We start from the raw sequence: 14,040 nt of genomic DNA on the forward strand, positions 1-14,040 counted from the left end.
CCTGTGGTCGTAGCGAAAAGCGCGGGCGGCCCCGTGGTACAATTTGTGGCGGTCCGGCTTCGTCCACCGCGGAGGGGTGCGAGAGCCTGGCTGAATCGGGCGGTCTCGAAAACCGCTATACCCTCACGGGTATCGGGAGTTCAAATCTCCCCCCCTCCGCCAAGTATCCCGTCGCTACGCGACATGTCCACTGCACGCGGCCGCGCGCAATTGGGATTTCGTTTGGCGCACTTCCTCGGGTCCTCGATTACCGATTGTGACGCGCGGGTAGCGGGAGAGCGGGGGTCCCAAGGGATGATCGCGTGCTTTGCCGCCGCTCTCCGGCGTCGGCGACTCCGTCGCCTGCGTTTACATCGCCGGCGCGTTTAGCAGATACAGCGCCCACGCAATCAGTGCCCCGCCGGTGACGCGACTGGGCCAGGGGCCGCGGAGCGCCGTTTTTTCAATGAGGACAAAGGCCGCAAGCACGGCCACCCACAGCAGATTCATTACCCCGACCACAAAAAGTAAACCCATGAGAGCCCAACAACACCCGACACATTGGACTCCATAACGGATGCCCATTCTTGCCGCCCCCCAACTGCCGTCGCGCCACCGCGAAAGGAGGAAGCCCAGTGGAGACTGGCATCGAGCGAGGCATGCGTGCTTGAGCGGTGTGAATTGATAGAGACCCGCGATAACGAGGAATGCCGCTGCGAGAGGAAGTCGCATTACCGCCAACTGCGGGGACAGGACAAGGCGTGCCTGCAGCGCCCATTGGAGTCCGGCGGCGAGCCATGCCCACGCAACCCACATCGAGAGAAATCCCGCCGCGAACAGGGCCGTTTGGACTCCTACCCTGCCGGTGGTCGGCCGCGCGCGACGTACGGCTGAGAAAAAGAGCAGCATCGGCGTCGCCGACGGCAGCATCATGGCAATCATCATGATGCTCCACATCGCTCCGGCGGCAAGAAGATCGGGGGTACTCCAGGAGTTCATTCTCGGCATGACCACTGCCATACTCATCGCCGAGTTATGCGTCATCTCGCTGTTTCGACGCCAGAGGTCGAGCCACGCCAACGCCGTGAGACAGGCGATGCCCGCTACGACAATCGATTCTCCACGCGACGGAAGTGCTGCGCGCACACTCGAGACCTGCGGCGTCTAGTTCAGGCCGCCCATGAAAACGGAGCAGAATGACCGTTCTTGCCGTCGTTGGAGAAGTCCAAGCCGAAGGCTTTGACCCGCGCCTTCGTGGCCTTGGCTATCGTCAACGTGGAGTTGGCGGGGTGGAACAGTCCGGTGAGTTTCGAGACCTCCCCCGTCGGGCTCTGCGGCGGAACAAAATCCTCGATTTCGATGTCTATGGAGTTGCCAATCGTGACGCGATGCCGACGGCCCTCGTCGCGGTACCGAATAGGGACCGTCTCCACGCCCAGCATCTCACCGATCAACGGGGCGAGTGCAGCCATCGGGCCGCCCAATTGTCCGGAGAAGACGGCACCGAGTTTTTCGGCCTGCTGTGCCGACGCTGCCGCGTCCATGAACACACCCACACGCCACGTCCCGCTCAACATCTCGCGAGGGGTATCTGCGAGCACAGCGACCGTAAGGTTGCCGACGTCGACGCCGTCGACTTTACCGGAATCGACATGAAAGGTGAGCACTACCCTGCATCGCTCGTTGTCGGCGGGCATCGTGAGACCGGACGCGCTGCACGGGCAGACCACGTTGCAGTTGCAGTTCTCAAAGTAGGTGCCCTTCAGGTTCCACGCCATAACCGCCACCCGCTCTTTCGGCCTCGACGCTACGATTGTTGCGGCCTTGGACTTCGTCGACATTTACAGGCCGTCGATCGGACTCCCTTCTGCTAGTCCGGCCGATTCTCCAAAATGGACGTGCGACGGCCAGCGTCCGCCGTAGGCCCGTCTCGAGGTCCAGGTACTCCGGATCGGGTTCTGCGCCCAGCGCATCGACCACGCGGCTGAAGAAGTTCCGGGCCGCCGCCAGCACGATGTCGAGAATCTCGACGTCGGCGAAGCCGTGGCCCCGTAGTTCGTCCACGTCTTCTTCCGTCACCTCATTAGCATGGAGCGTGACCTTCTCCGCGAAGGCGAGCATGGCTATGTCGGCGGAGGCCAGCCCGGCATTCCGATAGTCGCGAACGATCGCTTCGACCTGCTCCGGCTTGAAGAACTGTCCACGGAGCATCGCTCCGTGAGCGAGCGTTCAGTAACTGCACCGCAGGCGGGCGGCAACGACGGTGGTAATCAGTTCATAGCGCCGCGGGTCGATGTGGCTCCGGATATACTTGCTCAGGGCGCGCCAAGCCGCGGCGACCTCCGTTCGGAGGCTGAGCGCGCGGCTGTGGTTGGCCACCGCGCCTCCGCTCGCGAGGTCGCTGTCGTAGAGGCTTCGGAGTGCGTCGATCGCCTGTTCCGGCGGAATCGTGCGGATAAACGCCATTACCCACCTCCGTTGGAGCCTGCCGGACACGCATCGTTCGCGCGTGCAGCATACTTCGCGCGGCCGGTACCGGACCTTCATCCTGCGCCGGATCCACTGCCGTCTCACCCCAAAACCACCGGTGACCGAGGAAACTCCGCGCCGTCATGCGAAGCCTGGTTGCGTGGAGCCGGTGCGTTCGTATGTCAGAGCGCATCCTCGAACGGCCGCGGCTCTCGCGTTCGGGAGCGCAACGACGTTTGTGACACACTTTGCGTGGGTGCCGGACGCGCGTTCGAATGGCCTGATCCCGGTACTCACAATCGCGGCCGGGGTAGCTCACGTCATCGCCGGGGCGGTGACGGGGCGGCGCTTGATCGACTGCACGCGCACCCCAACGTCGGCGCACGCCGGCGTGCTGGGGGCGGCGACCTCGCTGCTGGCGTTGTTGCTGTTCACGCCGCCGTTTACGCTCTTCGTGACAAGAGGTCTTCAGATGACGAGCCCATGGTCGTACCTCTGGTTCACGCTGTGGACTGGGTTGTTTTCGTTCCTCGGTGCGGGTTGGGCCTTGCTGCTGGTGTCGGTGGGGGTCGGATGGACAATACATCGCGTGGCCCATCCTTAACGCCACTCCTACAGGTCCGCCGCACTTTGGTTCCGCGATGCGGCCATCCCGCGTGGACCATCGACCGGCCACGCCAGGTGGCGCTCGGCTTCGGTCGTGACGGCTAGGGTCTGTTGGTGGGCGAGTGCCGTGGCGTTCGTCCGTGCCGGCGTTTATGGCTGCTCATCTATCTGGACTGGACCAACCAGCAGAGGCTCGCGACCTTGCCACTCGTCGTCCTGCTCTTCCCGGAAGGGCTGCTCCTGCCGAGACCGGTCGCGTGGACTGCGAACCTCGGTCTGCTATTCAGTACGGCCTTAGTCGCGGGTAGTTTCGTGTGGGTGCTGATGCTGTCTCTGGTTCGCCGACGATGGCGACGCGAAGCCTTGCCGATTTCATCGGATGCCCCTCAATGATGCGCTAGTCCGGTAGAACTTTCCGTTCCAGCACTCGACCTCCTCGTGCCAAACCGGATTTTGGGAACGAGCAGCGACTGCTCGGGGCAGGGGAACGAATTTTCCCTATGAAATCAAGCGCGAGGGGAGCGTGGGAAATGAAGCTGGGGGTTCTACTGAACGCCGAGTATCCGGCGAACGAGCTGGTGCAGCTGGGACGGCTCACCGAGGATCTCGGCTACGATCAGCTCTGGTACACGGACATCCGGATGTTCCGCGAGTGCTACATTGGCCTCGCCGCGATTGCGGCAAGCACCCGGCGGATCAACCTCGGTCCCGGGGTGACCGACCCGTACTCGAGACACCCCGCTGTGACGGCCTCCACGATCGCCACGCTGGACGAGATGAGCGAGCACCGGGCGTTGCTGGGGCTCGGGGTCGGCTCGACCGGATTTCGGGAACTCGGCATTCGCGCGGAGTTGCCGGTGGCCGCGCTTCGTGAAGCCGTCGGCCTGATCCGCCGGATGCTTCGCGGCGAGGAGGTCACCTTTCAGGGCAAGGTGATCTCTCTTACCGGCGGCAAGCTCCAGTTCGTCCCGCCCCGGACTGAGGTCCCGATCTATTTTGCGACGCAGGGTCAGCGCATCACCGAACTCGCCGGTGAAGTGGCGGACGGCGTAATGATCGCGAACACCGCGCTTCCGTCTGCCGTCGATTTCTATCTCGACTGCGTGAAACGCGGAGCCGGGAAGAGCGGCCGCGCACCGTCAGAAATCGACGTCGCGCTTCGGTTCGAGATGTGCATCAGCGACGATCCCGCCGAGGCGGAGGCGGTCATGCGCCGGCGGGTCGCCATGCGGGTGGCGGCTGGGTACGGGCATTGGGATTACCTCGAGCGCCTCGGTATTACGCTGCCCCAAGCGTTTGTCGATATCGCCGCGACGAGGAACCTGCGGGTCGCGGCCGACGCGAGCCATCTGTTGCCGCCGGAGGCCGTGCGGCGGATGGTGCTGGCGGGCGATCCGGACGGCGTCGCGGCGCAACTGTCGGAGGCGATCCGGCCCGGCGTGACCCGGCTGATCGTACGGCCGCACAGCGTCGCGGGCGGCTCCGTCGGCGATGTGTTGCAGCGGTTTGCGAACGACGTCGCGCCACGCGTTGGCGCGGCGGCCCATTGACCTCAAAGTCCCAACACGGGAGGGGAACGGTATGCCGGTCGTAAGGATCGAGATGTACGAGGGGCGCTCGATGGAGCAAAAGCGGGAGTTGGTCCGCGGCGTGACCGACGTCGTGGCGCGCGTGACGGGTAACCCCGCCGACGCGGTTCACGTCATCATCGAGGAGATCAAGCGCGAGAATTGGAGTATCGGCGGACTGCTGCATCCCGACCGCCAGAAGCGGTAGTCGTCGAGTCGACCGATTCGTTTCCCGCCCCGGGCGGAGAAGGGAGCCTGCGCGATGGCGAAAGTCGCGAAGTTGAAGGCCGCGGATATTCCGCCGATGGATCTGACGAAAGGGATGCACACGCGGTACTTGGTCTGCCGCGAAACAGTGGGGAGTGAGGCGCTGCGGATGGGCGTCTGCCACCACGAGCCTGACATGGCGGACCTGAAGTGGGAGGGCAAGAGCGAGGAATCGTTCTACGTGGCGAAGGGCAGTATCCGTTTGCTCTGGGAGGGCGATGGCGGTGCGCACGGCGACGTCGTCGTGCGCGAGGGCGAGTCAATCTATCTGCCCAAGGGGTTCCGGTATATCCTGCGGGCCACCGGCGAGCCGGCGGTCAACGTCTTCGGCATCGGCGGTACGTCGACCAGCCTCGAGCCGATTGTCGGCCCCGAGCGAGCGAAGCAGATCAAAGACGCGGCGGATCGGGCGGTGCGGATGTGAGCGCCGAGCGGACCCGCCTGACGCGACGACGGTTGCTGGGCTCCACGGCCGCGGCGGCCGTCGCGGGTGTCACGTCGGCGCCGTTTCCCTGGTTCGTCGAGCACGGGCCGGCGTACGGGGCTGCGCCTACGGTTCTGCGCATCCTCCAGAGCGAGCCGGTCTTCGGATTCAACCCCGTGCTCGAGTCGACGAACTGGCCGGAGACCAACCGCATGGTCTACAACGGACTGACCGACCTAAGCCCGTCGGGTCAGTTTGTTCCGGGTGTAGCGAGCGCCTGGACGGTGAGTGAGCGGGGCGACACGTTCACGTTCAAGCTGATCTCCGGGATCAAATTCAGCGACGGTACGGAGCTCACGTCCGAAGACGTCAAATTCACGTATGAGATGCTCGTCGACCAGAAGCTCGGGTCCACGCTCGGGAGTTTTGTTTCGAACCTCAAGGGCGTCGACACGCCGGACAAGTACACGGCGGTGCTGCGCTTCGACGGACCGAATGTGCTGATGATGCCGCTCGTCTCGCCGATGGGCATCTTGCCTGCCCACCTCTGGGCGGGCGGCGATCCGCGTTCCAACAAGTATCTGCGCGCTCCGGTTGGATCGGGCCCCTTCATTGTGACGGAGTGGCAGCACGGCGACCACATTAGCTTCGTGCGCAACCCCAACTACTTCCGCAAGCCGAAGCCGGCCATCGACCAGGTGTTCTTCAAGGTCGCCCCCGACGCGTCGACCGGATTGCTGTCGTTCCTCAACCACGATCTTGACGTCGTCTTGTCCCAGGGCATCCCGGGCGGGCCCCCGTACGACCAGATCCGGAAGATCCTGGACGCTAAGCTGCCGAGCGTCGTCGCGACGGAGTTCGAACAGAATTGGGTGCAGAATCTGTTCGTCAATACGTCGAAGCCGCCGTTCAACAACGTGAAGGTCCGGCAGGCGCTGGCGCACGCGATCGACAAGGCGTTCATCATCAAATCTCTGCTGTTCGGCTTCGGCAAGCCCGAAGAGACGCTGGTTCCGGACACGCCGGCGACCAAGTGGGCGCACGCTTCCAACATCAAGCCGTACGACCACAGTGTGGAGAGGGCTAACGCGCTGCTCGACGAGGCGGGGTTCCCGCGCCGGGGTGGTACCCGGTTTCCCGTAACCATCCTGGCGACGGAGGGGTTCCGGGTCAAGCTATCCGAGGCGCTCCGGGAAATGCTGCGCGCCGTCGGGATTGCCGCCGACGTCAAGGCCTACACGTACGGAGAGTACATCGGCCGGATCCGGCAGCAGGACACCGCCGCCTGCATTTGGACGCTGTTCATTTCTAAGCAGATGGACCCTGCGGCGATCTGCGAGTACGTGAACGGCAAGAACGCCAAACCCGGCGGCACCAACTTTTCCGCCTGGGACAACCCGCAAGTGACCGAGTGGATCCCGCAGGCGCGGGCGACCACGGACCGCGCCAAGCGGGCGCCGCTTTACGTCAAGGTTCAGGAGATTGTGCACCAGGAGGTGCCGATTGTTCCGCTCTACACGGCGAACGGCATCGACCTCTGGTACAGCCGAATCGCGGGGCTGCACAGCGTCGATTCCTTGACCGGAACGATGGAGTCTGTCGAAAACGCACGCATCAGTGGCTGAGCGGAGGGGACCGTGCTGACGTTCCAAGGACGCGAGATTCCGGAGTCGCTTGCGGAGATCGTCGACCCGCGGCGCACCGTCGTCATCGTGCACGACATGCAAAAGGACAACACCGCGGCGGGCTGGGCGTACGACAAGGCCGGGCGGCGTATCGACGTGACCAAGATCCTGCCGCCGCTCGTGCGCTTCCTCGAGGACGCGCGGCGGCACGCCGTGAGGGTAATGTACACGCAGTACACCAATCAACCCAACTTCACCAGCTACACCGATGTCCGGATCCGCTCGGATTTCAAGCGGCTGTCGGATCCGGAGCAGCGAAAGGCACTCGAGGGGCTGGTCGAAGACACGCCCGGCTGGGCCACCATCGACGAGTTGAAGCCGCAGTCCGGGGAGATCATTATCCGAAAGTTCCGCGTCGACGCATTCATCGGAACGCCGCTCGAGCTGTTCCTGCGCCTCAACAACGTTCGGACCCTGATTCACACCGGCATCGCTACGGAGGTGGGGATCCTCCCGACCGCGTGGCACGCGCTCAACGTCGGCTTCTTCCCGGTCGTGCCGGACGACTGCGTCGGGCCGATGGAACCGCAGTATCACGAGGACGCGATGCGGTTCCTGCGGCGGCTCGCCATACCGGCCCGGTCGTCGGAGATTGTCGAAGCGTGGGGCGGCGCGCCTCGCCGATGAGGTGAGACGCGCGCCCGTCCCGGCGCCGGCCGGATGACGTACCGATACGTCGCGGGGCGGCTGTTCCAAAGCCTGATGTTGATCGGGCTCGTCGTCAGCACGGCGTTCGTCCTAATCCACGTGGCGCCGGGCGATCCCGTGACGTTTCTCTACGGCGGCCAGTCCGTCAGCGCCGACGTGTTGGCCCAGGTCCGGCACGCCTGGGGACTGGACCGGCCGCTGTGGGAGCAGTACGCCGCGTATATGGCCAACATCGTCCGCGGCAATCTTGGGTACTCGCAGATCAATTTTCAATCTGTCGCGTCGATCCTCGGCGCTGCGCTGCCCAACACGCTGCTCCTGATGATGCCGAGCGTGCTTCTCGCCGCCGTGTTCGGCATCGCGCTCGGAATGGCGGCGGCCCGCCGATCGGGCACGGGCGCCGACTACGCGATCGGGGCCGTGTCGCTGATCAGCTACGCCACCCCGCCGTTTTGGCTGAGCGTCCTCTTCATCATCGTGTTCGCAAGCCGGCTTCATTGGTTTCCGACGCAAGGCATGGCCACGCTGGGCGGGGCGGGCGGCGGCTTTGCCCGGGCGGCCGATATCGCCTGGCACATGGTGCTGCCGCTGAGCGTCCTCGCGTGGTGGTACTCCGCGTCCTTTGCGCGCCTCACCCGGGCGTCCATCGTCGAGGAATCTCGAAAGTACTATCTCATGACCGCGCGCATGAAAGGGCTTTCGGAATTCAAAGTGTTCTACCGGCACGCGCTGCGGAACGCGATGCGGCCTGTCATTACCGTCCTCGGGGTGCAGCTCGGTACGATGTTCGCGGGAGCGGTTATGACCGAGATCGTCTTCGCGTGGCCCGGCACCGGCCGTGTTATCTACACTGCGATTCTCCAGCACGACTACCCGGTTGTTTTGGGATTCTTCCTCGTCGTCGGATCCGCGGTAATCCTCGCCAACCTCGCGGTGGACCTGGCCTATGTGCTCATCGATCCCCGGATTCGTTATGCCTAACGCGACGGTGGTGCCCGCTGGGCGGACGCCGGCTGCGCGCGGCGGGCGGTTCCGCCGCCTGCAATTCGTGTGGAAAGCGCTGCGGCGGCAGCGAGTGCCGCTCGCGGCGCTGGCCGTCTTGATGGCCCTCGGAGCTGGCAGTGCGTTCGCGCCGACGATCTTCCCGCGCGATCCGAACGCCATGACCGGCGACACGCTGGGCCCGGTCTCGGGGGCACATCCGTTCGGGGCCGACTACCTTGGACGCGATGTGCTGACGCGCACGGCGTACGGGATCGAAGTATCGTTTGTCGCCGGGGTGGCGGTTGCGGCGATCGCGATGTCGGCCGGCCTGGCATGCGGCCTGGTGGCCGGCTACTACGGCGGCTGGATCGAGCACCTGCTGATGCGCACGGCGGACGCGCTGCTGATTCTCCCCGGCTTCTTTCTCGCGCTAATTGTCGCGTTTCTATTCGGCGGACGTCTCTCTACCGTGATCATCCTGCTTGGCCTCACCGGCTGGCCGCAGATCGCCCGGATCGCACGCGCCGAGGTGCTCTCGCTGAAATCCACGGAATTCGTGGAAAGTGCCCGGGCGATCGGGGCCTCGAACCGCCGAATCGTTTTCCGCGAAATTCTGCCGAACGCGCTCCCTCCGGTGCTCGCGCTTATGGCGCTCTTGATGTCCTACGGTATCCTGAGCGAGGCGTCGCTGAGCTTCCTTGGGGTCGGCGATCCGAACGTGATCAGTCTTGGCGGCATGCTGAGTAACGGACTCCAGTATGCCACGACGGCGTGGTGGGTCCCAACGTTCCCCGGCGCCGCGATTTTCGTCTTGGTGCTCCTCCTGAACATCGTCGGCGACGGCCTGAGCGTGGCATTGAGCCCGCACGCCCGACAAACCGGGGTCGCGATACCGTCTGACGGAAGCCGGTCAGTGCATAATCGGCTGCAGTCGTCTACAGAATGATCACGCGAGAGCGCCGCGCGGGAACGTCATCCATGCCGCGTGCGCTTCTACGCGTAAGCTCTCGTCGTCGCCCGCCCGCCGGTTTGGCGGAGTGCGGTCACGGGGGAAGAATACTGAACGAATCACGGCCTGGCTCAGCGCGGCACGACCGCGCTGCGGCCGGCGCCTGCTTGGAGGTGATGCTTGTGCAAAGTAACGGTCGTACCCAGAAGGCCGGCGTGCTGCCGGCGGTCGCCGTCGTCATCGCGATGACCGCCGTCCTCCCCGTGGCCGCCCAGAGCGTCGGCTTGAAATCCGTGAGGGATCCGCAAAACCGCTTTACGATCGATGTTCCCTCGACATGGAGCGTTACGACCCAGACCAAGAACCCGGCCGTCGAAGCGAAATCTGCCGCGTATCAGGCCGGCGGCAAGGGAGCGCTGCTGCCGGACAGCCTCGACGTGACCGTCTACGATTGGCGCGTACCGATCAACGCGCAGGACTGCATCAGCGAGTCCGATCTCGTCCTGCGCTTCGCCATTCACACGTGGACCACGGTCCGTCAAGGTCCGATGACCATCGGCGGCCAGTCGGCTTATGAGCGCGTGTACAATTGGAAGGCCAGTAACGGCGAGCCGCGCCAAAGTGTCGAGACCTGTGTGACGCACGGCAGCCGCGTATGGGTCGCGGTCGGCACGACCGACAATACCGCGGCGAAGGTGAACTCGACGATGCCTCTGCTGCAGCGCTCGATCGCTACGCTCCAGCCGAACGTCGCGACTGTGCCGTCCGAACCCGGACAGACCAAGCCGGGCGGCAAGGACTAGGTAGTTCAGGCCCGCGCTCTTAGCGGGCAATCGGGTTGTGACGAAGCGCCGGCCGTTCGGCCGGCGCTTCGCGCTGCGGGCAAGGACTTTCGTCCTGCGCGCGCGGTATAGTTTCGGGGTCGGCGGAGGGCAGGACAATCGGCGCGGAGGTGGGGCGTGGGCGGCGAGCTGTCGGGGCAGGTTATCATCGTGACCGGCGCGGGCCGGGGAATCGGGCGGGCGGTCGTCAAGGAACTCGCCGATGCGGGCGCGCGGCTCGTCCTGGTCGCCCGAAGCGAGCCGGAGCTGCGCGGTCTTGCCGAGGAAACGGGTAAAGAGCGCGCCGCGGTGGTCGCCGGTGATGTCGCCGACGAGGCGACCGCGGCTGCCGCCGTCGCCCGCGCCGAAGAGTGGGGCGGCCTCGACGGGGTGATCAACAACGCAGGCATCGGGTGGTCCGGCCGGGTGCACGAGATGCCGCTCGACGCGTGGCGTCGCCTGATGGACGTGAACCTCGCCGGCGTCTTCCTGTTCACAAAGGCCGCTCTGGCCGTCATGCTGCGACGGGGACGCGGTCACATCATCAATGTCGCCTCGGGCGCCGGACGTCTCGGGATGGCCGGCGGCGCCGCCTACTCCGCGTCCAAGTTTGGCGTGATCGGGTTCACCGAAGCGGTCGGTCTCGAGGTGCGAAACAGCGGCGTGAAGGTCAGCGTCGTCGAGCCCGGGTCGGTCCAGACCTCGTTTTCCACCGGCATGGCGGCACGAAGCTGGGCGCTCCAGCCCGAGGACGTCGCGCGCGTCGTCCGGTCGCTCCTCGCGAGCGGCCCCAACGTCTGGATCCGCGAAGCGTTTGTGACACCGCTGCGCGTGCCGAAGGGGTGAGACGCGGGCGTCGACGAGCGCGGTCGGCCGGCGCCTGACTCGGGAAGGACCTTCGCTGCTCGACTCGAAGCCATCGCCGACAACTGCATACCGTACTGGACGGGTGCCCCCGGGTTCGCCGGGGGAAAAGGGAAGTCCGGTGCGCGACCGGCGTGCCGCCCGAAAGGGCGCAGCCGGCCGCAAGTCCGGCGCGGTCCCGCCACTGTAACGGGGAGCCGTTTCCGCGAACGCCACTGGGAAACCGGGAAGGCGCGGTTGCGGCGAGGATCCGGAGCCAGGAAACCTGCCCGTCCGGGCGCGTACGGTGACCTTCGGCTGAAAGGCCAGTACGCCACGGCGTCATGCCGCCTTGGTCCCCGTGCCCGCACCGGGGCCATTTTTTGTTGTCCGCCTGTCCCCGGGGCGGCCGGGGCCCCGGCTGACGCCGGGAACGGAGGACGTCGATGCATGTTCCGTGTTGCCCGGCCGGTCTCGCGCGCCGCTCCGCGGCGGCCGCGCTCGCCGCGATGGCAGTGCTGCTCGGGCCGCGCCTTCCGGGGTGGGCGCAGCCCGGACCGCCGCCCGAAAGCACGCCGCCAACCTTCGAGCTGCCGGAGGTCGAGGTCGCGGGCCGCCGGCCTCAGCTGCCGGCGACGACGCCGGCCTCGATTAGCGTGATCACCGCGGAGGAGATCGCCGCGATGGGCGCGCTTACCGTCGCCGACGCTTTGCGGGTGCTGCCGGAAGTGCTGATCCGCTCGACCGGCGGCCCGGGCTCGCTCACGACGATGAGCATCCGTGGCTCGCCCTCGACGCAGAGCCTCATTATGCTCGACGGCGTTCCGCTCAACCGGCCCGATCAGGCGAGCGTCGACCTCAGCACGTTGCCGATCCAACAGGTCGATCACATCGAGGTCCTGCGGGGACCGTTCTCCGCGATCTACGGGAGCGCGACGATCGGCGGCGTCGTCAACATCGTGACGAGGGGCCGGCCCGAATCGTCGGCGTCGGCCCGGATCGGCTCGTACGGCGAGACCAGCAACGTGCTGTCGATCGGCGGCCAGAGCGGAACCACGACCTATCTCGTGCAGGGCGTTCAGACCGGCAGTACCGGCTTCGCCCCGGACACCGACTACACCAACTCCACTGTGATGGCGAAACTCCGCTGGGCGGCGGGCGGCGGCGACCTCACGCTGACCGGCGACCGGCTCTACCACATCACCGGCTCTCCGGGTCCGGTGCCGTTTCAGGACATGTTCGCGCGTCTGTGGGACGGACGGACCCTGCTCGACCTGTCGTGGCGCACCGGCCGCGCCGACGGGCCCGGGACGCTGCTGCGCGTCTACCGCATCTACGACGACGTCAACTTTCTGAGCCCCGGCCTCGCGTTCCAGTCGGACGATGCCGCGGACTTCTGGGGCGCGCAGGCGCAGGTCGTCCTGGCCGCCGGCGGGGGGAATCTCTTGACGCTCGGCGCCGACTACGAAAACGAAGTCATCTTCCACACGGACAACGGCGGCGTGATCTTTCCCGATCAAGGCAGCGACCTGGGATTCTACGCCCAGTACGACTGGCGCGCGGCGCCGACGGTGCTCGTGTCGATCGGCGCGCGGCAGGACACGTTCACGCGGCCCGCCGGCGAGACGAACCTCTACGGTACGCAGATCGACCCGCGCGGTGGTGTTGTCGTGTTCCTGAGCGACCGCCTGGTGTTCCGGGGCGCGGTGGGACGGACGTACCGGGCGCCGACCTTCGACGAACTGGCGCCGGGGCTCTTCGGCAACCCGAACCTCCAGGCGGAAAGCGCGTGGTCTTACGACGCGAGCCTCGAGTACGCGCTGGCGGCGGGACTGACGCTGCAGGTCGACGGCTTCTACAAAGATGCGACGAACCTCATCACGTCGCCGCCGCCGCTGTTCATCCCGGTCAACGTCGGGCACGCGATCATATCGGGCGGCGCCATCGAGCTGGCCGGCCGGCTGTCGCCGCGGTGGTTCGTCAGGGCCAACTACACGGGCCAGCGCGCCCGAGATGTCGCGACGAATCTCGACATGATCTACGTGCCGCGGTCGATGGGCAACCTCGAGATCGACTACCGGCCCGGGGCGGGGGCGACGATCGCGCTCATCGTCGGCTACTCGGGGGAGACGTTCGCGGACGCCGCCAATACCACCGTGTTGCCGGGCTACTGGCTGACTACCGTGACGGCGACGTGGCCGCTCGGCGGCGGGTACAGCGTGCAGGGCGGCGTCGTCAACCTCTTCGACGTACAGTACCAGGACGCGCAGGGGTTCGCGGAGCCCGGGAGGAGAGTCTTCATGTCGGTGAGCAAGTCGTTCTAATCGTGCGCCGCCGCATCGCCGCCATGCTCGTCTGCGCGCTCGCCGTCGCGGCGATCGTGGCGTGGATCTTGCCGGATCGTCTGCACCCGACTACCCAGGATCGCGACGCGCCGGCCGCTACCTCCCGTCCGGCCGCGGCGGTTGCGCCCCGGGGCGGTGGTCCGACCGCCGCCGACGAAGGAGAGATCGGCGCCGCGTCGGGCGGGAGTGCGCTTCGGGCTCCGAACCGCCGCTCACGCGCAGATCTGCCTGTGGAATCCAACGGCCGTCCGAATGCCGACGTCCCCCTGCGCATCACCGAACGCGGCCAGGGCGCGCGGACGTCGCGGCAAACGGTGACGCTCGTCGTGCCGCCGCGCGCACCGGTGCCGCAGCCGTCACCGCGGTCATCGTCGCCGTCTACATCGTCGCCTCACTCCGCGGCGCCACCCGCCGCCGCGGCCACACCGAGCGCCGGTACGACGCGGGCCGGG

General features: G+C 66.1%; 16 protein-coding genes, 1 tRNA gene and 1 riboswitch. Of the genes, 13 read left to right on the top strand and 4 right to left on the bottom strand.

All coding sequences use genetic code 11. The annotated features are described in order from the left end of the window. Positions 1–70 precede the first annotated feature (70 nt). Positions 71–162, top strand: a tRNA-Ser gene (locus VFL28_06385). A gap of 186 nt (positions 163–348) precedes the next feature. On the opposite strand, the gene VFL28_06390 is transcribed toward VFL28_06385, so the two are convergent. The 4 genes from VFL28_06390 to VFL28_06405 form a co-directional block, all read right to left on the bottom strand. Beyond that, a complete protein-coding gene (locus VFL28_06390; GenBank protein HET7264279.1) occupies positions 349–999 on the bottom strand; it encodes a DUF2182 domain-containing protein in 651 nt (216 codons plus the stop codon). 149 nt (positions 1,000–1,148) lie between these two features. After that, the gene (locus VFL28_06395; protein HET7264280.1) at positions 1,149–1,757 is read right to left on the bottom strand and encodes a DUF1326 domain-containing protein; all 609 of its coding nucleotides are present in this window, start codon (positions 1,755–1,757) and stop codon (positions 1,149–1,151) included. Further along, positions 1,726–2,190 (bottom strand): hypothetical protein, encoded by a 465-nt coding sequence (locus VFL28_06400; protein ID HET7264281.1) that lies wholly within the window; start codon positions 2,188–2,190, stop codon positions 1,726–1,728. The genes VFL28_06395 and VFL28_06400 overlap by 32 nt, the downstream gene beginning before the upstream one ends. 18 nt (positions 2,191–2,208) lie before the next feature. Then, entirely contained in the window at positions 2,209–2,445 is a 237-nt protein-coding gene (locus VFL28_06405; protein HET7264282.1) for a hypothetical protein, read from the bottom strand. A 241-nt stretch (positions 2,446–2,686) separates the two neighbouring features. Between VFL28_06405 and VFL28_06410 the strand changes: the two genes are divergently transcribed. The 12 genes from VFL28_06410 to VFL28_06465 all read left to right on the top strand — a co-directional run. Continuing rightward, positions 2,687–3,052: a hypothetical protein gene (locus VFL28_06410; GenBank protein ID HET7264283.1), complete on the top strand. Its 366-nt coding sequence runs from the start codon at positions 2,687–2,689 to the stop codon at positions 3,050–3,052. A gap of 532 nt (positions 3,053–3,584) precedes the next feature. After that, positions 3,585–4,604, top strand: a complete 1,020-nt coding sequence (locus tag VFL28_06415) for an LLM class flavin-dependent oxidoreductase (GenBank protein HET7264284.1) — start codon at positions 3,585–3,587, stop codon at positions 4,602–4,604. Between the two features lie 31 nt (positions 4,605–4,635). Next, entirely contained in the window at positions 4,636–4,830 is a 195-nt protein-coding gene (locus VFL28_06420) for a 2-hydroxymuconate tautomerase (GenBank protein HET7264285.1), read from the top strand. Between the two features lie 54 nt (positions 4,831–4,884). Beyond that, the gene (locus VFL28_06425) at positions 4,885–5,313 is read left to right on the top strand and encodes a cupin domain-containing protein (GenBank protein ID HET7264286.1); all 429 of its coding nucleotides are present in this window, start codon (positions 4,885–4,887) and stop codon (positions 5,311–5,313) included. Further along, the gene (locus tag VFL28_06430) at positions 5,310–6,938 is read left to right on the top strand and encodes an ABC transporter substrate-binding protein (protein HET7264287.1); all 1,629 of its coding nucleotides are present in this window, start codon (positions 5,310–5,312) and stop codon (positions 6,936–6,938) included. The genes VFL28_06425 and VFL28_06430 overlap by 4 nt, the downstream gene beginning before the upstream one ends. A gap of 12 nt (positions 6,939–6,950) precedes the next feature. Further along, complete coding sequence (locus VFL28_06435) at positions 6,951–7,625, top strand: isochorismatase family cysteine hydrolase (GenBank protein ID HET7264288.1); 675 nt, start codon at positions 6,951–6,953, stop codon at positions 7,623–7,625. Between the two features lie 33 nt (positions 7,626–7,658). Continuing rightward, complete coding sequence (locus tag VFL28_06440) at positions 7,659–8,627, top strand: ABC transporter permease (GenBank protein ID HET7264289.1); 969 nt, start codon at positions 7,659–7,661, stop codon at positions 8,625–8,627. After that, positions 8,620–9,576, top strand: coding sequence for an ABC transporter permease (locus tag VFL28_06445; protein HET7264290.1), 957 nt, complete (start codon positions 8,620–8,622; stop codon positions 9,574–9,576). The genes VFL28_06440 and VFL28_06445 overlap by 8 nt, the downstream gene beginning before the upstream one ends. Before the next feature lie 218 nt (positions 9,577–9,794). Next, positions 9,795–10,382, top strand: a complete 588-nt coding sequence (locus VFL28_06450) for a hypothetical protein (protein HET7264291.1) — start codon at positions 9,795–9,797, stop codon at positions 10,380–10,382. Between the two features lie 156 nt (positions 10,383–10,538). Then, on the top strand, positions 10,539–11,246 hold the full coding sequence (locus VFL28_06455; protein HET7264292.1) for an SDR family NAD(P)-dependent oxidoreductase: 708 nt from the start codon (positions 10,539–10,541) through the stop codon (positions 11,244–11,246). Between the two features lie 84 nt (positions 11,247–11,330). Next, a riboswitch (cobalamin riboswitch) is annotated at positions 11,331–11,552 on the top strand. A gap of 137 nt (positions 11,553–11,689) precedes the next feature. Then, complete coding sequence (locus VFL28_06460; protein ID HET7264293.1) at positions 11,690–13,567, top strand: TonB-dependent receptor; 1,878 nt, start codon at positions 11,690–11,692, stop codon at positions 13,565–13,567. A gap of 2 nt (positions 13,568–13,569) precedes the next feature. After that, a partial coding sequence (locus VFL28_06465; GenBank protein ID HET7264294.1) for a hypothetical protein occupies positions 13,570–14,040 on the top strand: 471 nt, incomplete at its 3' end.

It is taken from the genome of bacterium (assembly GCA_035691305.1).
In the GTDB taxonomy this organism is placed as follows: domain Bacteria; phylum Sysuimicrobiota; class Sysuimicrobiia; order Sysuimicrobiales; family Segetimicrobiaceae; genus DASSJF01.